Raw genomic sequence first — 18,649 nt, 5'->3', positions numbered from 1 at the left:
AGTGCGCCTTCGCGGGAATGACGAAGTAGAGAGCGAAGCGCTTCGGCTGACGGGCTGCCGTCGCCAGGCTGCAGACCGCCGCTCGTGGATGCCCGCTTTCGCGGGCATGACGGGGTAGAAGGCGAAACGCCTTCGCTGCCGGGATGCAGGGGTGCCGCCCCCAGGCCACGGACCGCCGCTCGTGGCTGCCCGCTTCCGCGGGCATGACGGGGTAGAAGGCGTGGCACCTCGGCTGACGGGATGCCATCTCCAGGCTGCAGCCCCCCGGTTCTGATCAAGCAGCCCTGCCCCTGCGCCCCTTATTTCCTCAGCGCCTGCGCCTCCCGCGCCAGTTGCGTGATGCGCTTCCAGTCCCCGGAGGCCACCGCATCGGCCGGCGTGAGCCAGGAGCCGCCGCAGACCTTCACGTTGGGCAGCGCCAGGAAGTCCGGCGCGTTCTGCGGCGTGAGGCCGCCGGTGGGACAGAACACCACGTCGCCGAACGGCCCGCCCAACGCCTTGAGCATCGGAATGCCGCCGGCCGCCGTCGCCGGGAAGAATTTCAGGAAGCTCAGCCCGTCCGCATTGGCGGCCATCACTTCGCTGGCCGTGGCCACGCCGGGCAGCAGCGGCAGGCCGATCTCGCGGCACTCCAGGCTGATCTCGGACACGTAGCCCGGCGTCACGGCGAACTGGCAGCCGGCGTCGCGCGCGGCGCGGGCGTCCGCCACCGAGCGCACGGTGCCGGCGCCGACGATGGCATCCGGCACCTCGCGCGCAATGGCTTCCATGCACTGCAGCGCCACGGGGGTGCGCAGCGTCACTTCCAGCACGCGCACGCCGCCTTCGACCAGGGCCTGCGCCATGGGCACGGCGTCTTCCAGCCGCTGGATGACGATGACGGGAATGACGGGGCCGTAGCCGGCCAGCTCAAGTGCGTTGTTCACAGCCATGTGCAGGCGCCCTCCTCGGCGCTGTTGACGTTGCGGCGCATGCCGCCGAAGAGCTCGCGGCCCAGGCCGTGAGCGTTGTCCTCGGCATGCGCCGGGGAGATGGTGGCCAGCTCGCGCGCCGACCAGTCGGCGTCGTCCACCAGCACTTCCAAGGTGCCGGCGACGGCGTCCATGCGGATCAGGTCGCCGTCGCGCACCCGGGCCAGCGGCCCGCCGTCCAAGGCCTCGGGCGTCACGTGGATGGCCGCCGGCACCTTGCCGGAGGCGCCGCTCATGCGCCCGTCCGTGACCAGCGCGACGCGGAAACCCTTGCCCTGCAGCACGGCCAGCGGCGGCGTGAGCTTGTGCAGCTCCGGCATGCCGTTGGCGCGCGGGCCCTGGAAGCGCACCACGGCGATGAGGTCGCGCTCCAGCTCGCCGGCCTTGAAGGCGGCCATGAGGGCTTCCTGCGAGTCGAACACCCGCGCGGGCGCCTCCACCACGTGCCGGTCGCCGGGCACGGCCGAGACCTTGATGACGGAGCGGCCCAGGTTGCCGGTGAGCAGCTTCAGCCCGCCCGTCTCCGAGAACGGCGCCGAATGGGTGCGGACGACGGCCGGGTCGATGGGCGACGGCGGCAGCGCGCGCCAGGACAAGCGCCCCTGCTCGTCGCGCGCCGGCACCTGGGTGTAGTGGCCTATGCCGCCTTCGGCGACGGTCATGACGTCCGGGTGCATGCAGCCGGCGTCCAGCAGCTCGCGCAGGACGAAGCCGGGGCCGCCGGCCCTTTGAAAATCGTTCACGTCGGCGCTGCCGTTGGGGTAGACGCGCGCCAGCAGCGGCACCACGGCGGAGAGCTCGGCGAAGTCGCTCCAGTTGATGAGGATGCCGGCCGAGCGCGCCACGGCCACCCAGTGGATGAGATGGTTGGTGGACCCGCCCGTGGCCAGCAGCGCGGCCATGGCGTTGACGATGACGCGCTCGTCCACCTGCTCGCCGATGCACTGCTTGCGCTTGGCCAGCGACACGGCGGTGCGCACGGCTTCGCGGGTGAGGTCGTCGCGCAGGCCGTCGTGCGGATGGATGAAGGCGGCGCCGGGCACGTGCAGGCCCATGGCCTCCATCAGCATCTGGTTGCTGTTGGCCGTGCCGTAGAAGGTGCAGGTGCCTGGGCCGTGGTAGGCGGCGCTCTCGGCCTTCAACAGCGCGTCGCGGCCCACCTTGCCCTGCGCGTATTCCTCGCGCACGTGGGACTTTTCGGTGTTCGAGAGGCCGCTGCTCATCGGACCGCCGGGCACGAAGACGCAGGGCAAGTGGCCGAAGTGCAGCGCGCCTATGAGCAGCCCGGGGACGATCTTGTCGCAGATGCCCAGCAGCAGCGCGGCGTCGAACACGTCGTGGCTGAGCGCGATGGCCGTGCCCATGGCGATGGTGTCGCGCGAGAACAGGCTCAGCTCCATGCCCGGCGTGCCCTGCGTGACGCCGTCGCACATGGCGGGCACGCCGCCGGCCACCTGCAGCGTGGCGCCGCTGCGGCGGGCCTCGTCGCGCAGCAGCGCGGGGTAGCTCTCGTAGGGCTGGTGGGCCGAGAGCATGTCGTTGTAGGCCGTGACCACGCCGATGTTGGGTGCCCGCTCCACGACCACTTTCAGCTTGTCGTTGCCGGGCAGCGCGGCAAAGGCATGGGCGACGTTGGCGCAGCCCAGGCGGTCGCTGCCGCGCTGGCGGCCCCCAAGGCGGCGCACCTGCGCCAGGTAGGCGCTGCGCGTGGCGGCGCTGCGCTCGCGTATGCGTTCGGTGATGTCGAGGATGGCGGTCTTCATGGGCGTGCGGGGCTTCATGTAACTCGGTTACCCATTCTGAAGTAACCAGGTTACAGCGTCAAATCCGTAGAAGCCCGGGGCGGGCAAGCGGGGCACCCGCTACGCTTTTGGCCATGGACGAGACGCTGTCGCAAGAGGCCCTGCTGCAAGAGAGCCTGCTGTTGCGCGATCCGCTCAAGCTGCTGCAGCAGGTGCGGCAGGAATGGGAGCGCGCGGGCCGGGGTGACCTGTGGGTGTTCGGCTACGGCTCGCTGATCTGGCGCCCGGAGTTCGAGGCCGAGGAGCACCGCCCCGCGCAGGTGCACGGCTACCACCGGGCGCTGCGCATGCGCTCGCGCATCAACCGTGGCACGCCGGAGCGCCCGGGGCTGGTCTATGCGCTGGTGCCGGGCGGCTGCTGCCGCGGCATGGCCTACCGGCTGGCCGCCGCGCGGGTGGAAGACGAGCTGCCCCGCCTGTGGGCGCGCGAGATGCCCACCGGCGTCTACGACCCGCGCTGGCTGCAGTGCCGCACGGCCAGCGGCACGGTGCGCGCGCTGGCCTTCACGCTGAGCCGGCGCAGCCCAAACTACACGGGCCAGTTGTCGGAGGAGGAGATCCTGGAGGTGCTGCGCCACGCCCGCGGGCGCTACGGCAGCACGATGGACTACCTGCTGCATACCGCCACGGCGCTGCGCCGCCACGGCATGGCCGACCGGGAAAGCGAAAAGCTGCTGGCCCTGGCGCGGCGGCATCGGCTGATCGAGGAGCGCTGAAAACGAAAAGGCCGCTTGCGCGGCCTTGTCTGCTTTTGGGCGGGCGGTGCGCCTCACCAGGCGGGCGGCGCGGGCGCGAAGGCGCGGGGGCCGGGCGGGGCCTGCAGGCTGGCGGCGTCGCGCAGGGATTCCACGTCCATTTGCGTGCCGGGGTCGTCCACGTCCACGCCACAGGACGGATAGCGGGCCACCAGCCGCCGCGCGGCGCTGTCGTCGGGCAACAGCACCAGCTCCGAATACAGCTCGGCGCCGAAGCCCACCGGATGCCCGCGCCGCCCCGCGTGCTGCGCATAGGCCACCGCGTGCACGCGCAGCGCCTGCGCCACGGCCACCAGCGTCGAGGGCAGCACCAGCGGCATGTCCGCCGGCAGCACCACCCAGCCGGACGAGCCGGGGCGCGCGCTCACGCCGGCGGAAATGCATTCGCTCAGGCCCGGTGTGCCGTCGCGGCCGTCGGGCAGCAGCACGTCCGGTACCACCACCACGTCGCGCGCGGCCAGTTGCGTGCACGCCCGTGTGGCCAGGGCTTCCCGGGTCACCGCCAGTACCGGCAGGCCACTGGCCACGGCCACGCGCAGCGAGGCCTCCAGCATGTCGCCGTCATCGAGCTGGCGCGGCGAGCGCAGCGGCCCGTAGAAACGACTTCCCCGACCAGCACCCAGTACGACGACCGTGGGGCAGAACGCCGTGTCAAGCACCATCGAGTCACCTCCGTCAAGTGAGCGGCCGTCAAAGAAGGGGCAGTCTCGTTGCGGTGCAACAAAAATCAAAGTGGGAACTCCCCCTAGGGCCGACCTCCTATGTGGAACACCCTGTTCAAGGGTTTATCCTCGGTTCATGGATACCCGACTTGCAGATTTGCGCAAGAGCTACGAACGCGCGGAGCTCGATGAACAGGCTTCGCTGGCCGATCCGATCAAGCAGTTCGAGCTGTGGCTGCAGCACGCGCTGGACGCGCAACTGGCCGAGCCCAACGCGATGACCGTGGCCACCGTGGGCGCCGATGGACGGCCGTCCACGCGCGTGGTGCTGATCAAGGGCTGCGACGAGCGCGGCATCGTCTGGTACACGAACTACAACAGCCGCAAGGGCCGCGAGCTGGCGGGCAACCCCTTCGCGGCGCTGCAGTTCCACTGGGTGGAGCTGGAGCGCGTGGTGCGCATCGAGGGCCGCGTGGAGAAGGTCAGCGACCAGGAGTCGGACGCCTATTTCGCCTCGCGCCCGCTGGACTCGCGCCTGGGCGCCTGGGCCTCACCGCAAAGCGAAGTGATTTCCGGCCGCGCCGTGCTGGTGGCCAACGCGGCCAAGGCCGGCGTGCGTTTCGGCCTCAACCCGCCGCGCCCGCCGCACTGGGGCGGCTACCGGCTGGTGCCGGACGGCTGGGAGTTCTGGCAGGGCCGCAAGTCGCGCCTGCACGACCGGCTGCGCTACCGGCTGCAGGACGCGGCGTGGGTGCGGGAGCGGCTGGCGCCCTGACCCATTGCCCCAAGGGCGCCCCGGCGGGTACGGGACGCCGGCTCGCTCAAGCCGCCCTCACCCGCGACTTGAACGTCTTCCTGAACTTCTCCACCTTGGGCGCCACCACGAAGGCGCAGTAGCCCTGCCCGGGGTTGTTGGCGAAATAGTGCTGGTGGTAGGCCTCGGCGCGGGAGTAGTTGCGCTCGGGAACCAGTTCCGTCACCACGCGACCGCCCAGCGCCTCGTTGACCTCGGCCATCACCTCGCGGGCGACGGCGGCCTGCTCTTCGCTGTGGGTGTAGATGCCGGAGCGGTATTGCGGCCCAACGTCGTTGCCCTGGCGGTTGCGCGTGGTGGGGTCGTGGATGGTGAAGAAGATCTCCAGCACCTCGCGCAGCGCAATGCGCTCGGGGTCGAAGCTCACGCGCACGACTTCCGCATGGCCGGTGTCGCCCTCGCAGACCTGCTCGTAGCTGGGATGCAGGACGTGGCCGTTGCTGTAGCCCGACTCCACGGCCAGGACGCCGTCCACCAGCTCGTACACCGCCTCCAGGCACCAGAAGCAGCCGCCGCCCAGGGTGATGGTTTCAGAAGCCATGTACGCCGTCCTTTCGCAAGCAGCCGCCCCCGGCCGCGAGGCGTGGATTCTGCGGCCGGGGCGGCAACCCTATCGGTCACGCAGTTCGATGGCCTGCGCGGCGTAGAAGGCGGCCAGCGCGTCGATGTCGGCGTCGGACAGCGGCTTGGCGATGACGCTCATGATCTCGTGCCGCCGCTCGCCGCCGCGAAAGGCGCGCAACTGGCGCTGCAAGTAGCCTTCCGGCTGCCCGGCCAGGTGCGGCGCATCCGGCGCCGCGCCTATGCCGCGCGGACCGTGGCAGACGGCGCAGGCGCCGGCGAGCTGGCGCCCGCGGGCGTCCTTGTCGGCGGGCTGCGCCCAAGCCACCGCAGGCAGCACGCCGGCCAGCGCGGCGGCCAGCAGCAGCGCCGGCGCAGCCCGGCGGCCTTTCACTCCGGGGCGCTGCGTCATCACGGCTGGTAGGTGATGCGGTAGAGGGCGCCGGCGTAGTCGTCGGACACCAGCAGCGAGCCGTCCTTCATCACCGCCACGTCCACCGGGCGGCCGCGGAAGGTGCCGGTGTCGCCGTCCAGCCAGCCGCTGGCGAAGACCTCGGTCTTGTCGGCCGTGCCGTCCGGCTTGAGCGAGGTGAACAGCACCTGCGCGCCGTTGGGCTTGGTGCGGTTCCACGAGCCGTGCTGCGCCGAGAAGAAGCCGCCCTGGTACTTGGCCGGGAACTGCTTGCCCGCGTAGAAGGCCATCCCCAGGTCGGCCGCGTGCGCCTCGGTGAGCACCTGCGGCGCCACGATGTCCTTGGGCAGCGGGTCCTTGTCGTAGCCGTTCTCGGTGACGCGGGTCTTGCCCTTGATCCATGGGTAGCCGAAGAACTGGCCCGCCTTGGTGATGCGGCTGATGGTGCCCGCGGGGATGTCGTCGCCCATGCCGTCGGTCTGGTTGTCGGTGAACCAGAGCGTGCCGTCCTTGGGATTGAAGTCCTGGCCCACGGAATTGCGTATGCCCGTGGCGTAGACCTCGCGCTTGCTGCCGTCGAAGGCGTTCATGCGCACGATGCCGCCTATGCCCCACTTCTTGTAGAGGTCCAGCTTCTCGCGCGGGGGCACGTTGAAGGGCTGGCCCAGGGTGACGTAGAGCATGCCGTCGGGGCCGACGCGGCAGGTGCGCGCGCCGTGGTTGAAGGACTCCTCCTCCACCGGGATCAGCCCGCCTTGCGGCACCACCTCGATGACGGCCACGTCCGGGCTCTCGTAGAAGAACTCGGCCGCCGGGAAGTTCAGCACCCGGTTGTGCTCGGCAACGATGAGGAAGCCGTCCTTGGTCCAGCACACGCCGTTGGGGTTCTGGAACTTCAGGCTGGGCGCGAAGGGTTTGACTTCGTCGGCCACGCCGTCGGAGTTGCGGTCGGTGACGGCCCACACCATCGTCTTGCGCGTGCCCACGAACAGCATGTTGGTGCTGGGCGCCACGGCCATGTGGCGGGCGTCGGGGACGATGGCGAAGAGGTCGATCTTGAAGCCCGGCGGGAGCTTGACGCGCTTGAGGTTGTCGCGGATGGCGTTGGCGTTGCGCCCTTCCTGCGGCACGGGCGGGATGTTGAGGTCCGTGCCCGACACCTTGAACTGCTTGAGTTTTTCGATGTTGCCGGGGCCGGCGGCGGGTTGGGCCTGCACGGCACCGGCCAGCAGCATCGCGCCGGCCAGCAGGCTCAGGACGAGCGGTTTCTTGCTTGCTCTCACGTCGCTGTCTCCTTCCACTGGCGCGCCGGGGCCACTGCAACACGGGCGGCCCGGCGCCAGGCGAGCCACTGTGAGCACGCCACTACCAGGGGTGCAGATGGGGCAAGCCCCAATGTCGCCCGCCTCGCCAAATCGGGCGGGCGTGCCGTTTCAGCGCATGTACCAGCTTGAGCACGGACGGCGGCGCGGCGCGGCCCGAGCCGGCCGCGCCCCGTGGCGCCCCGTTGCCGACAGCCGCGTGCGGCTCAGCGCAACGACAGCTCCACCCGCGGCGCCCAAGCGGCGGCGGGCTTGCCGCCGCCGTCCTCGCCCTGTCCCCCTTCGGCGGGCGTGTGAAGCTTGGGCGCGGCCACGAACAGCCGCTCGCCCGGGACGCCCTCGGCCATGAGCGCGTCGCGCACGGCCAGGGCGCGGCGCACGGCGAGCTGGCGCGCGTCCTCGGCCGTGACGCTCATGGCCGCCAGCAGCCGCTGTTCCATTTCGGCCACGGGCAGCTCGCGCGCCAGCCCTATGAAGTTGCGGGGCTTTCCGGGCAAGGGGGTGTCGGCGTAGACGCGGCGCAACAGCGCCTCGCGCAGCGCGGGGGTGGGTTCGGGCAGCGCCTCCTGGCCGGTGGAGGTGCCCGCGCGCAGCGCCTGGCGGCGCTGCTCGGCGCGGATGCTGTCCTCCAGCCGGGCGCGGCGCAGGGCGTCCTCCTCGGCCACCGGGTCGGCTTCGCCGGTGATGGTGGTCTGCAGCGAGGTTTTATCGACCAGCGCCTGCGCGGCCTTTTTCACCACGTCGCGCCCGGCCTCGGCGGGTTGGGGGCTGCCGGGGTCGAAGGCCACCGTGCTCAGGTCCGGCCCGTGGGCGCCGGCCAACAGCGCGAAGGGCGACGTGATGGCCTTGAGCAGCAGGTTGCCTATGAGGCGCAGGACGATGCCGCCGATGCTGAACTGCGGGTCGTTGAGGCTGCCGCTGATGGGCAGCTCCAGGTCGATGTTGCCGTCGCGGTCCTTGAGCAGCGACACGGCCAGCAGCACGGGCAGCTTGGTGGCGCTGGGCGACTCCACGCGCTCGCCGAAGGTGAGCTGGTTGAGCGTGAGACGGTTGCGCGCCTGCAGCCGGCCGTCCTTGTCGATGCGGTAGCCCAGGTCCACGCTGAGCTTGCCGCGCTCTATGGCGTAGCCGGCGTACTTGCCGGCGTAGGGAGACAGCGGCGGCAGCTCCAGCCCGGTGGCGCGGGCCGTGATGTCCAGCTCCGGCGGGCTGGCCAGCGGGTTGAGCGAGCCCTGGATGTCCAGCAGCGCGCTGCCGGCGGCACGGCCCTGCAGCGACAGCGGCGCCAGGCCGGGCTGGTCGGAGCGCAGCGCGCCCATCGCGCCGTTGAGCCCCGTGAGCTCGGCGCTGTAGTTGGGCCGGACGAAACGGTCGTTGAAGTCGATGCGGCCGTTGACCAGCGTGGTGGCGCCCAGCACCAGGTCCACGGGCAGCTCGCGGGTGCGGCTCACGGGCGGGCCGACGGTGACGCCGCCGCGCGTGGTGGCGGCCGCAGCGGACGCCGCGGGCGATGCCGCCTCGGCGGCCGCGGGCGATGCGCCGGCGGTGTCGAGCACGGCGCGGCCTCTCAAGTCCTGCAGGTTGAGGCGGCCCTGCTCGGTGATGACCAGGCGGGCATAGAAGTCCGACAGCGTCGCGGCCTGCAGTTGCACGCGCGGCTTGGCGCCGGGCTGCACAGCGGCATCCAGGCCCTTGAGCGAGAGGGCCTGCCAGCTCAGCAGCTCGTCGTTCGGCGCACCGACGGCCACCACGTGCACGCCACCCAGCAGCACGTCGCCGCGGGCCTGCACGCGCAGCCCCGGGGCGGCGGTGTTGACCGAGACCTCGCCGTCGAAGCCGCCCTCGGCGTGCAGCAGACGCAAGGGCAGCGCGGCACCGGCGTAGTCCTGCAGCAGGTGCAGCGGCAGGCGTTCGATGCGCCAGCGCCCGTCCAGCATCAGCGGCTGGGGCTGCACGCGGCCGCTCCACTGCACGCGGCCCGTTGGGGCGGCGGTGCGCCCGGCGGGGCGGTCGGCCTCGGCGAGCTGCAGGCTGAGGCTGCCCTGGCGCGCGCCGGCGGCCAGCGGCCATTGCAGGTCCTGCAGCGCGAGCTGCAGCCGGCTCACGTCCAGCCGCGCGGGCGGGCTGCCGGGGGCGGGCAACGCGTCGCGCCAGAGGATGCGGCCCTCCTCCACCTGCAAGCGCCCCAATTTGACTTGCCAGCCGCCGCCCTGGGCCGCAGCGGCCGCCGGTGCGGGAGCAGGCGTGGATGCCGCGGGCGTTGGGAACCAGGAGGCCACGTTGAGCTGGCCTTGGGCGTCGCGGCTGAGTTGCGCGGCGGGCGCTTGCAGGCGCAGGCGGCCGATGTCCACCTGCCGGCGCGGCAGCTCCACGCGCACGGCCTCCAGCGCCAGCGAGTCCCAGGCGGCCAGGGGCGGCGCGCTGCGGGCGGCCGGGTCCAGCAGCTTCAGGCCGTCCAGCCGGGCCTGGGCGACTTCCACGGTCTGCAGGCCGTCCGGCGTCCAGCGCAGCCGGCCTTGCGTGCCCAGGCGGCCTTCGGCCTGCGGGCGCAGGGCCTGGGCCAGCACGGGGGCCAGCGGGCCCAGCGGCAGGTTTTCCAGCGCGAAGCCCAGCGTGCCGCCTTGGGCGGCGGCCTCGCCTTCGAGCTTCAGCGTGGCGGGCTCGTAGCTGCCCTCCTGCGGGCGCAGGCGGGCGCTGGCCTGGAAGCGCGTGGCCTCGCGCAGGGGCCAGTGCACGCCGTGGGCTTGGACATCGAGCTCCTCGACGCGCCAGGCCAGCTTGAGCGCCTCGTCACGCCAATGCAGCGCGGCGCCCTTGACGGACAGGTCCTGCAGCGAGACGGCCCAGCCGGCGCCGTCCGCGCCGGCCGCACCGGTGGCGGCGCTCGCCGCGGGCTTGGCGGCCTTGGCAGGTTGAGGAGCCGCCTGGGTCTGCGCCTGGGCCAGCGCGGGCAACACGCGGCCCTGGGCATCGCGCCCGGCATGCACGGCAAGGCCCTCCAGCGTGACCGCGGCCAGGGCCACGCGGCGCTGCAGGGGCTGCGAGGGCTGCACGTCCACGCGCAGCGACTGCCAGGCCAGCGCGGGCGCGTCGCCGGCGGCGGTGAGGGACACGTCCTCGGCCTTGAGCTGGCCCTGCACGTCCAGTTGCGGCGTGCCGTCGTCGGCCAGTCGAAAGCGCAGCTGGAACTGCGTGTCCAGGCGGCCGCGCTGCAGCTTCAGCGGCGCGGGCAGGTAGGGGCTGAATTGGGCGAGGTCGAGCGCGTCCAGGCGCAGCTCCAGGGTGCTGTCGCGGTGGCGCGAGAAGGGCGTGGCGCTGGCGCCGCTGTCGAAGCGGCTGCCGTCGAGCTCGAAGGCCAGGCGCGGCTGCACCTGCGTGTCCACGTCGGCGGGCAGGCTGGAGATGAAGGGCAGCGTGAGCTGCAGCGCGCGCAGCTCGTGGCGCACGCCGCGGGCCTCGTCCTCGAACAGCAGCTCGCCGCGCTCCAGGCGCAGGTTGTGCAGCGCAAAGCGCGGCGGCGGGCCCTCGCTGGGTTGCGCCTGGGGTTGAGGGCTCAACCGCCGCAGGATGTCGTCGAGGTCCGTGCCGCCGTCGGCGCGCTGCTTCACGCGCAACTGCGGCGCGTGCAGCTCCAGGGCACTGAGCACGGGCGCGAGCTTCCACAGCGAGCTGGCCTCCAGGTTGAGCAGCACGCGCTCTATCCTGGCCTGCGGCGGCACGTCGGCCGCGGGTGCGCCGGGGGATGCCGCTGCAGAGGCGCCGGCCAGGCTGACGCCTTCGAGCGCCAGCTCCAGGCTCCAGGGCTTGAAGGTGATGCGCTCCACGCTGAGCGGGCGGCCCAACAGTTCGCTGCCGCGCTGCTGCAACTGCCACTTCAGCAAAGGCGGCAGGGCCAGCGCGCCCAACAGCCACAACATTCCCAGCGTGATCGCGACCAAGGCCAGGGGCCTTGCCGCACGCTTGCCAAACAACATGTTCATTAATGCGCAATTGCGTGCCGGCGGCCTGCGCACAATGCGCGCCGTCCGGCGATGAGAGAACAACCAATGAACGAGATTGTGATGCGGCTTGGACTGGAGTCCTGGAAGCCGCTGCTGAGTGCCCTGCTGCTGCCCCCGCTGCCTGCCCTGCTGGTGGTGGTCTTGGGCGGCCTGCTGTGGCGCCGGCGCCTGGGCCTGGCGCTGCTGGGCTTGGGTGTGGCGATGCTGTGGCTGGAGGCCTGCACGGCGGTGGCGGAGCCGGCCAAGCGCTGGCTGCTGCAGCCGCCACCGGCGCTGGAGGCGGCTGCGCTGAAGGGGCTGGCGCCGGCGGGCACGGCCATCATCGTGCTGGGCGGCAAGCGGGAGGCCTTCGCGCCGGAGTACGGCACGTCCAGCCTCGGCATCTATTCACTGGAGCGGCTGCGCTACGGCCTGTGGCTGTCGCGCGCCAGCGGCCTGGGCGTGGGCTTCAGCGGCGGCGTGGGCCATGCGGGAATGCAGGGCGAGGCGGAAGCCACCATCGCGGCGCGGCTGGCGGCCGAGGAGTTCCGCCACCCGCTGCGCTGGGTGGAGGACGCCTCGCGCGACACGCGCGAGAACGCCGCGCGCAGCGTGGCGCTGCTCAAGCCGCAGGGCATCACCACCATCGTCCTGGTCACGCACGACTGGCACATGCCGCGCGCGCAGCGCGCCTTCGAGCAGGCGGGTGCCGCGGCCGGCATGGCGCTGCGCGTCGTCCCGGCGCCGGTGGGTCTGGCCGGCGACGACAGCCTGCCCCTGCTGCGCTGGCTACCCAGCGGCGCCGGCTTCACGCTCATGCGCTGGGTGGTGCGCGAACGCATAGGCCTGCTGATGGGCTCGTGAAGGGCTCGTGAAGCCGCCCCAAAAAAAGCGAACCCCTCCGCGCCGAAGCGCGGAGGGGACGGGCGATTGCCACCGCCGCTGGGGCTCCGGAGGTAGGCGGTCCGGGGCTCCTGTTGCGCAGAAGACTGCGCCACTTGCATGAACCTGCGCCAAGGCAGGCAGGGCAAAGGTAGCTCAGCGCCCTGCCCGCATCAAGCTTGGGGACGGCGGGCGCAGGGGTTTCAAGCGCCCTTGCCGCCAGCCATGAGACGCTCGAAGACTTGGTCCATGCGCGCCTGCACCGCGGGCTCCATGGTGATGGTGCGGCCCCACTCGCGGCTGGTTTCGCCCGGCCACTTGTTGGTTGCGTCCAGCCCCATCTTGCCGCCCAGGCCGCTCACGGGCGAGGCGAAATCGAGGTAGTCGATGGGCGTGTCCGACACCAGCGTGGTGTCGCGCACCGGGTCCATGCGCGTGGTGATGGCCCAAATCACGTCGCGCCAGTCACGGATGTTCACGTCCTCGTCCGTCACCACGATGAACTTGGTGTACATGAACTGGCGCAGGAAGCTCCACAGGCCGAACATCAGCCGCTTGGCGTGGCCCGGGTAGGCCTTGCGCATGGAGATGACGGCCATGCGGTAGCTGCAGCCTTCCGGCGGCAGGTAGAAGTCCACGATCTCCGGGAACTGCTTCTGCAGGATGGGGACGAACACTTCGTTGAGCGCCACGCCCAGCACCGCGGGCTCGTCCGGTGGCTTGCCGGTGTAGGTGGAGTGGTACACGGGGTCGCGCCGCTGCGTGAGGCGATCGACGCGGAACACCGGGAACCAGTCCTGCTCGTTGTAGTAGCCGGTGTGGTCGCCAAAAGGCCCTTCGAGCGCGTGCAGGTAGCCGCCGCGCTCCTTGAGCGGCACGCCGTCCTCGCTCACGCCTTCGTAGCCGGGCGCAGCCACGGGGATGTGGCCTTCCAGCACGATCTCGGCACTGGCCGGCGCCTGCAGCTTCTGAGGGCCCTCGCCCACCGAGGTGTCGGCCAGCTCCGTGCGGCTGCCGCGCAGCAGGCCGGCGAACTGGTACTCCGACAGCGAATCCGGCACCGGCGTGACCGCGCCCAACAGCGTGGCCGGATCGGCCCCCAGCGCCACGGCGATGGGAAACGGCTGGCCCGGGTTGGCGCGCGCGAACTCGCGGAAGTCCAGCGCGCCGCCGCGGTGCGCCAGCCAGCGCATGATCAGCTCGCGCCGGCCGATGAGCTGCTGGCGGTAGATGCCCAGGTTCTGCCGCGTGCGCGGCTGCGCCACGGACTGCGGGCCGCGCGTGATCACCAGGCCCCAGGTCAGCAGCGGGCCGGCATCGCCGGGCCAGCACAGTTGAATGGGCAACCGGTGCAGGTTCACCTCGTCGCCCTGAAGCACCTGCTGCTGGCAGGCGGGCGAGGAAACGCGCGCGGGCTTCATGTCCCACAGCGCCTTGCCCATTTGCAGCAGCCGCCCGGCGTCCTTCAAGCCGCGCGGGGGCTCGGGCTCCTTGAGGCTGGCCAGCAGGCGGCCGATGTCGCGCAGCTCCGAGGTGTCCTGCGCGCCCATGCCCAGCGCCACGCGGCGCGGGGTGCCGAACAGGTTGGCCAGCACCGGCATGTCGTGGCCCGTGGGCTTCTCGAACCACAGCGCCGGGCCGCCGGCCTGCAGCACGCGGTCGCTCAGGGCCGTCATTTCAAGCTTTGGTGACACTGGCTCGCTGATGCGCCGCAGCTCGCCAAGTCGTTCAAGTTGCACGGCAAAGTCCCGCAGGTCGCGGTATTTCATTACCAATAGCTATGTAGAGTGGATTTGATATTCTTGACCGGTTATTTGAACCCTTCCTAGAATGGGTTCACCTGGCGTAGACCAGGGTTGATCCGATCCCTCAACAGGGTACCGCTGCCTTGCAGCCCGTCGCGTCGGGGACGCTGCGGAAAGGGTCCGATTCATGCGGGCCTGCTGCCGAACCATTATCGCCGCCGCCTTGCGTGGCACTTTCAACGCTTCCCGAGGGAGGCGCTGGATTGCCGCGCCGGTGGACGAAAGGAGAGCAATGACAGCGTTTGTCATGGTGCGCGCGGTGCGCGCTTCAGTCGCGGTCTTTGTGCGCGACGTCGTTGCCGGCCTGTTCCAGGTCAGCCACAACACGCTGGCCCTGGTGGGCCTCACCGTCGTGGCATTGCTGGCCTTTGCCGGCAGCCATGCCGATCTGCGCCATCAGGCCGAGCGTGCGGCCTTCGGATGGCTGCAATCCCGCTACGAGGCCCGCGCCGAGCGCGAAGGCAACATGCTCGTGGCCTTGTCGGACCCGCAAGGCGTGGCCCGCGCCACGGCGGCGGACCCGCGCGAGCTCGACCGCCAGCAGGCTGCCGTCGCCAAATGGCTCTCGCGCCGCTACCGCGTGGCGCCGGAGCCCATCAGCCGCCTGGTGCAGGAAGCGTGGCAGGTCGGCCAGCGCGCGGGGCTGGAGCCCACGCTCATCCTGGCCATCATGGCCGTGGAGTCCAGCTTCAACCCGTTCGCCCAAAGCGCCGTCGGCGCCCAGGGGCTGATGCAGGTGATGACGCGTGTGCACGACGACAAGTACGAGCGCTTCGGCGGCACGCTGGCGGCCTTCGACCCGGTCACCAACCTGCGCGTGGGCGTGCAGGTGCTCAAGGAATGCATTCAGCGCGCCGGTGGCCTGGAAGCCGGGCTGCGCTACTACGTCGGTGCGGCCAACCTGGACGAGGACGGCGGCTACGCCGTGAAGGTGCTGGCTGAGCAGGGCTACCTGCGCCAAGTGGCCAATGGCCGCGGCGTGCCCACCAACGCGCCCATGCCCGTGATTCAGCCGCGCTCCGCACCTGTGGCCGCTGCCGAGCCGGACACGCAGGCCGTCGCCGTGCGCTGAAACCGCTTCGCCTCTTCCCCGCCACACGACGGCGGTCCGGCTGCAACGGCAGCCCGGCCGCCGTTTCTCATTGGGCAGCGCCGGACATCGCAAGCCAAGCGTTCGCTCCTCGCACGTCATGGCGACACGCGGCCTTTTCGTGCACCCCAAAAGCAAAGAGCCCCTGACGAGATCACCCGTCAGGGGCTTGCGATTGGTAGGCGCGATTGGACTCGAACCAACGACCCCCACCATGTCAAGGTGGTGCTCTAACCAGCTGAGCTACGCGCCTGTTGTCTTCGCTTGAAAGCGTTTGCTTGCTTGCGAAGAACGCCATTCTAGCAGCAGTTTTTTCAGTTGCGCAAGCGGTTCTCTCGAAAAATTTGAAGAAAGTGCTGCGCGGGCTTTTGGACGGTCATTTGCCCTGGCGCCACGGGCCTTGGCGCCAGCCCATGAGGCGGGCAGAACGCCGCCATGGCGCCCTGCCCCGGCAGCGCATCAGCGCCGCGCCGCACGCCTCACGCCGCCGATGCGCTGCACCTGGCCCAGCACCTGCGACAGCCGCGCCGCGTCATGGACCTCGATGGTGAAGTTCATGCGCGTGCTGCCACCGTGCGCGTCCTTCACGGACTGCATCTTCATGTCCGTGACCTTCATCTTCTCCTTGGCAAAGAGCTCGGAGATGTCGCGCAGCAGTCCGGGGCGGTCGGCGGCCTCGACAGTCACGTCCACGGGATAGAGCGCGTCCCGGTCGCTGCGCGGCCGTCCCCAGGTGACGGGAATGACGCGCTCCGGCGACTGCTGCGCCGCGTGGCGGAAGTTGGTGCAGTCCACGCGGTGCACGGCCACGCCCTTGCCACGGGTGACGAAGCCGCCTATGGCATCCGGCGGCGCCGGGCGGCAGCAGCGCGCCAAGCTGGTGAGCAGCGATTCCACGCCCACCACCAGGATGCCCCCGCGCGGTCCGCCCTCCGGCGCCGTGGCACGCTTGGTGACCAGTTCGTCCAGCGGCGGCGCGGGCTCGGCCGGGCGCAGCAGCTGCTCGATGTTGCGCAGGGAGTACTCGTCCTTGCCGACCACCTCGAAGAGTGCGTCCGCGCTCTTGAAGCCCAGCCGTGCGGCCAGGTCGTCGAGCTTGAGCGCCGTGCGCCCTTCTCGCTGCAGCAGCTTTTCCACCGCATCGCGGCCACGCGCAATGGTGTCGCGCTGCGCCAGTGCGTTGAACCAGGCGCGGACCTTGGAGCGTGCCCGCGCGCTGGCCAGATAGCCCAGCTCGGGGTTGAGCCAGTCCAGCGACGGTCCGCCCTCCTTGCAGGTGTTGACCTCCACCGTCTGTCCGCTGCGCAGCGGCGTGTTCAGCGGCACCAGCGCACCGTCCACGCGGGCACCGCGGCAACGGTGGCCCAAGTCGGTGTGCACGTTGTAGGCGAAGTCCACGGGCGTGGCGCCGGCGGGCAGTTCCACCACCGTGGCCTGCGGCGTGAAGACGTAGATGCGGTCGTCGAAGGCGGCGTTGTCGCCGCCTTGCACGTAGTCGCGCTCCCATTCGAGCAGCTGGCGCAGCACGGCCTTGCGGGCCTCGGCCACGCGCTCCTCGAAAGCGCCCGCGGCGCTCACGCCGGCATAGCCGCGCGCGCCCGCCTCCTTGTAGGCCCAATGCGCGGCCACGCCGTACTCGGCGTGCTCGTGCATGGGACGGGTGCGGATCTGCACTTCCACGGGACGGTCCTCGTCGTCCAGCACCACGGTGTGCAGCGACTGGTAGCCGTTGGGCTTTGGCTTGGCGATGTAGTCGTCGAACTCGCCTTCCAGCGGCCGGTAGCGCTCGTGCACACGCGCCAGCGCCGCATAGCACTGCGGCACGTCCTCGACGATGACGCGCAGCGCCCGCAGGTCCAGCACGCGCTCGAAGCCCAGGCGCTTGCCCTGCATCTTCTTGTAGATGCTGTAGATGTGCTTGGGCCGCCCCTGCACGGTGGCCTGAATGCCCACCTCGGCCAGCTCCTGCGCCAGCTCGGCCCGGAAACGCTCCACGCCCTGCTCGCGCTCGCTGCGCTTTTCGTGCAGCAGCGTGGCGATGCGCTTGTATTCCTGCGGCTGCAGGAAACGGAAGGACAGGTCTTCGAGCTCCCACTTGATCTGCCAGATGCCCAGCCGGTTGGCCAGCGGCGCAAAGACGTGCTGCGACTCCAGCGCCAGGTCCTGCGGACAGGGCAGCTTGCTCGCGGCGTACCAGCGCAGCGTCTGCAGACGCGAGGCCAGGCGCAGCAGCACCACGCGCAGGTCGCGCGAGAAGGCCAGCAGCATCTTGCGTACGCGCTCGGTCTGCTGCGCGCGCGCGGGCTCCTCGACGCGGGCCTGGCGCGCCGCGCGCTGTATCTGCACCAGTTGCCGCGTGTGGCTCACCAGACTGGCGTAGGACTCGCCAAACGCCTTGGCGACCACCTCCTCGGGCTTTTGTAGGAAGTCCCCGGCGTAGACCAGGTAGGCCGCGGCCTGCATGGCCGGCGCCGCGCCGATGCTGCGCAGCACGGCGCAGACGCCGTCGGCGTGGGCGAGTGCGTCCTCGCCGGTGTCGAGCTCGCGCTGCCACAGCAGCGGCTCGGCAAAGGCCCGCGCGCGCTGCAGGGCGAGCAAGCCGGCATCCTCGGGAGAAAGAGCGCCTTCGCCTGGGGAAGAAGGCAGCTCGGCCAGTTCAACGATGGTGGCGGGCCGTGCGGTGACCCATTCGGATTGCAGGCTTCTCATGGCGACAACAAGAACTCCCTCACCGCCTGCACCTGATCAAGTTGCACCAGCATGGGCGCGTGGCCCACGCCTTCGAACTCCACCACGCGCGCGCGCGGGCCGCGCTGCGTCATGGCCTGCGCGGTTTCGCGCGACAGCAAATCGGACTGCGCGCCGCGCAGCAGCAGCACCTGACAGCGCAGCGCGTCGTAGGCCTGCCACAGCGCGGCGCTGCCGGCCTGGGCCACTGCGGGTGTGAGCTGTTTGAAAACGTCGGCAATGTGCAGGTCGTAGTGCAGCGTGACGCCTTCGCCGTCGGGGCGCAGTTGCGGACGGCAAATCTCCATCCACTGCTCGTCCGTGTGCGGGCCGAAGCTCTCGGAGATGTCGTGCAGGAAGGCCGCGGCCTCCTGCTCGTTGGCCCAGTGGCGCGGCACGCCCACGTAGTCGGCAATGCGCTGCAGGCCCTCGCCTTCAATGGTCGGACCAACGTCGTTGAGCACCATGCGGCGCAGCGGCGCGTTGGCCAGCGCACCCAGGCTCAGGCCTATGAGCCCGCCCATGGACGTGCCGACCCAGTCCACCTCGCGTGCGTTCAGCCGCGCCAGCAGGTTGACCATGTCCGACACGTAGAACGGCACGTTGTAGCCGGCGGAGTCGTGCAGCCAGTCGGAGTGCCCGCGGCCGAGCACGTCCGGGCAGACCACGCGGTATTCGCTGCTCATGGCACGAGCCAGCGTGGAGAAGTCGCGCCCCTGGCGCGTGAGGCCGTGCACGCAAATGAGCACGCGGTCGTTGGCCGGATCACCCCATTCCCAGCACGCCATGCGGTACATGGCGCCGGGGCGCAGGCACGGGACGTGAATCAGCCTCGGCGAATCGTTCATGATGGCTCCCGTTTGTCT

At 70.8% G+C, this 18,649-nt stretch carries 14 protein-coding genes and 1 tRNA gene; 4 read left to right on the top strand and 11 right to left on the bottom strand.

What is annotated here, in order from left to right; all coding sequences use genetic code 11:
- Window positions 1–299: 299 nt before the first annotated feature.
- Window positions 300–932: a bifunctional 4-hydroxy-2-oxoglutarate aldolase/2-dehydro-3-deoxy-phosphogluconate aldolase gene (eda, locus tag ALA01S_RS18875; RefSeq protein ID WP_066339497.1), complete on the bottom strand. Its 633-nt coding sequence runs from the start codon at window positions 930–932 to the stop codon at window positions 300–302.
- Window positions 923–2,734 (bottom strand): phosphogluconate dehydratase, encoded by a 1,812-nt coding sequence (gene edd / locus ALA01S_RS18870; protein ID WP_066339495.1) that lies wholly within the window; start codon window positions 2,732–2,734, stop codon window positions 923–925. The genes eda and edd overlap by 10 nt, the downstream gene beginning before the upstream one ends.
- A 113-nt stretch (window positions 2,735–2,847) precedes the next feature.
- Here edd and ALA01S_RS18865 point away from each other — a divergent pair, with 113 nt between their 5' ends.
- Window positions 2,848–3,489 carry a gamma-glutamylcyclotransferase gene (locus ALA01S_RS18865; RefSeq protein ID WP_066339509.1) on the top strand — a complete coding sequence of 214 codons (642 nt, stop codon included), beginning with the start codon at window positions 2,848–2,850 and terminating at the stop codon, window positions 3,487–3,489.
- 53 nt (window positions 3,490–3,542) lie between these two features.
- Here the strand turns inward: ALA01S_RS18865 and ALA01S_RS18860 are convergent, their stop codons facing one another.
- On the bottom strand, window positions 3,543–4,190 hold the full coding sequence (locus ALA01S_RS18860) for a nucleotidyltransferase family protein (RefSeq protein ID WP_066339491.1): 648 nt from the start codon (window positions 4,188–4,190) through the stop codon (window positions 3,543–3,545).
- Window positions 4,191–4,326: 136 nt separating this feature from the next.
- Here ALA01S_RS18860 and pdxH point away from each other — a divergent pair, with 136 nt between their 5' ends.
- Entirely contained in the window at window positions 4,327–4,965 is a 639-nt protein-coding gene (gene pdxH, locus ALA01S_RS18855) for a pyridoxamine 5'-phosphate oxidase (RefSeq protein ID WP_066339485.1), read from the top strand.
- A 46-nt stretch (window positions 4,966–5,011) separates the two neighbouring features.
- On the opposite strand, the gene msrA is transcribed toward pdxH, so the two are convergent.
- From msrA to ALA01S_RS18835, 4 genes are all read right to left on the bottom strand, one after another.
- A complete protein-coding gene (gene msrA, locus ALA01S_RS18850) occupies window positions 5,012–5,545 on the bottom strand; it encodes a peptide-methionine (S)-S-oxide reductase MsrA (protein ID WP_066339483.1) in 534 nt (177 codons plus the stop codon).
- 69 nt (window positions 5,546–5,614) lie between these two features.
- Window positions 5,615–5,977 carry a c-type cytochrome gene (locus ALA01S_RS18845; RefSeq protein ID WP_066339481.1) on the bottom strand — a complete coding sequence of 121 codons (363 nt, stop codon included), beginning with the start codon at window positions 5,975–5,977 and terminating at the stop codon, window positions 5,615–5,617.
- Window positions 5,977–7,212 (bottom strand): PQQ-dependent sugar dehydrogenase, encoded by a 1,236-nt coding sequence (locus ALA01S_RS18840; RefSeq protein WP_066339507.1) that lies wholly within the window; start codon window positions 7,210–7,212, stop codon window positions 5,977–5,979. Before ALA01S_RS18840 ends, ALA01S_RS18845 begins: the two co-directional genes overlap by 1 nt.
- Before the next feature lie 293 nt (window positions 7,213–7,505).
- A complete protein-coding gene (locus ALA01S_RS18835) occupies window positions 7,506–11,273 on the bottom strand; it encodes a DUF748 domain-containing protein (RefSeq protein ID WP_444979084.1) in 3,768 nt (1,255 codons plus the stop codon).
- Window positions 11,274–11,345: 72 nt separating this feature from the next.
- Here ALA01S_RS18835 and ALA01S_RS18830 point away from each other — a divergent pair, with 72 nt between their 5' ends.
- Window positions 11,346–12,143: a YdcF family protein gene (locus tag ALA01S_RS18830; protein WP_066339476.1), complete on the top strand. Its 798-nt coding sequence runs from the start codon at window positions 11,346–11,348 to the stop codon at window positions 12,141–12,143.
- A 221-nt stretch (window positions 12,144–12,364) separates the two neighbouring features.
- Here the strand turns inward: ALA01S_RS18830 and ubiD are convergent, their stop codons facing one another.
- Window positions 12,365–13,930, bottom strand: coding sequence for a 4-hydroxy-3-polyprenylbenzoate decarboxylase (gene ubiD, locus ALA01S_RS18825; RefSeq protein WP_066339473.1), 1,566 nt, complete (start codon window positions 13,928–13,930; stop codon window positions 12,365–12,367).
- A 268-nt stretch (window positions 13,931–14,198) separates the two neighbouring features.
- Between ubiD and ALA01S_RS18820 the strand changes: the two genes are divergently transcribed.
- Complete coding sequence (locus tag ALA01S_RS18820) at window positions 14,199–15,038, top strand: lytic transglycosylase domain-containing protein (RefSeq protein WP_066339472.1); 840 nt, start codon at window positions 14,199–14,201, stop codon at window positions 15,036–15,038.
- A 194-nt stretch (window positions 15,039–15,232) separates the two neighbouring features.
- Here ALA01S_RS18820 and ALA01S_RS18815 read toward each other — a convergent pair.
- From ALA01S_RS18815 to ALA01S_RS18805, 3 genes are all read right to left on the bottom strand, one after another.
- A tRNA-Val gene (locus tag ALA01S_RS18815) sits at window positions 15,233–15,309 on the bottom strand.
- Window positions 15,310–15,515: 206 nt separating this feature from the next.
- Entirely contained in the window at window positions 15,516–17,765 is a 2,250-nt protein-coding gene (locus tag ALA01S_RS18810) for a RelA/SpoT family protein (protein WP_066339470.1), read from the bottom strand.
- Window positions 17,762–18,631 carry an alpha/beta fold hydrolase gene (locus tag ALA01S_RS18805; protein ID WP_066339468.1) on the bottom strand — a complete coding sequence of 290 codons (870 nt, stop codon included), beginning with the start codon at window positions 18,629–18,631 and terminating at the stop codon, window positions 17,762–17,764. Before ALA01S_RS18805 ends, ALA01S_RS18810 begins: the two co-directional genes overlap by 4 nt.
- Window positions 18,632–18,649 lie beyond the last annotated feature (18 nt).

Origin of the sequence: Azohydromonas lata NBRC 102462 (assembly GCF_001571085.1) — a bacterium.
In the GTDB taxonomy this organism is placed as follows: domain Bacteria; phylum Pseudomonadota; class Gammaproteobacteria; order Burkholderiales; family Burkholderiaceae_C; genus Azohydromonas; species Azohydromonas lata.
The sequence above is the reverse complement of the archived record's forward strand: the minus strand, read 5'-3'. Positions and strand labels throughout refer to the sequence as shown.

Bases quoted from the DNA above. Each gene is read 5' to 3' on its own strand.
- ALA01S_RS18810 (WP_066339470.1), bottom strand. From the start codon at position 17,765: ATGAGAAGCCTGCAATCCGAATGGGTCACCGCACGGCCCGCCACCATC.
- ALA01S_RS18805 (WP_066339468.1), bottom strand. From the start codon at position 18,631: ATGAACGATTCGCCGAGGCTGATTCACGTCCCGTGCCTGCGCCCCGGC.
- msrA (WP_066339483.1), bottom strand. From the start codon at position 5,545: ATGGCTTCTGAAACCATCACCCTGGGCGGCGGCTGCTTCTGGTGCCTG.
- ALA01S_RS18865 (WP_066339509.1), top strand. From the start codon at position 2,848: ATGGACGAGACGCTGTCGCAAGAGGCCCTGCTGCAAGAGAGCCTGCTG.
- ALA01S_RS18840 (WP_066339507.1), bottom strand. From the start codon at position 7,212: ATGCTGCTGGCCGGTGCCGTGCAGGCCCAACCCGCCGCCGGCCCCGGC.
- ALA01S_RS18820 (WP_066339472.1), top strand. From the start codon at position 14,199: ATGACAGCGTTTGTCATGGTGCGCGCGGTGCGCGCTTCAGTCGCGGTC.
- ubiD (WP_066339473.1), bottom strand. From the start codon at position 13,930: ATGAAATACCGCGACCTGCGGGACTTTGCCGTGCAACTTGAACGACTT.
- ALA01S_RS18830 (WP_066339476.1), top strand. From the start codon at position 11,346: ATGAACGAGATTGTGATGCGGCTTGGACTGGAGTCCTGGAAGCCGCTG.
- ALA01S_RS18835 (WP_444979084.1), bottom strand. From the start codon at position 11,273: ATGTTGTTTGGCAAGCGTGCGGCAAGGCCCCTGGCCTTGGTCGCGATC.
- eda (WP_066339497.1), bottom strand. From the start codon at position 932: ATGGCTGTGAACAACGCACTTGAGCTGGCCGGCTACGGCCCCGTCATT.
- pdxH (WP_066339485.1), top strand. From the start codon at position 4,327: ATGGATACCCGACTTGCAGATTTGCGCAAGAGCTACGAACGCGCGGAG.
- ALA01S_RS18860 (WP_066339491.1), bottom strand. From the start codon at position 4,190: ATGGTGCTTGACACGGCGTTCTGCCCCACGGTCGTCGTACTGGGTGCT.
- edd (WP_066339495.1), bottom strand. From the start codon at position 2,734: ATGAAGACCGCCATCCTCGACATCACCGAACGCATACGCGAGCGCAGC.
- ALA01S_RS18845 (WP_066339481.1), bottom strand. From the start codon at position 5,977: ATGACGCAGCGCCCCGGAGTGAAAGGCCGCCGGGCTGCGCCGGCGCTG.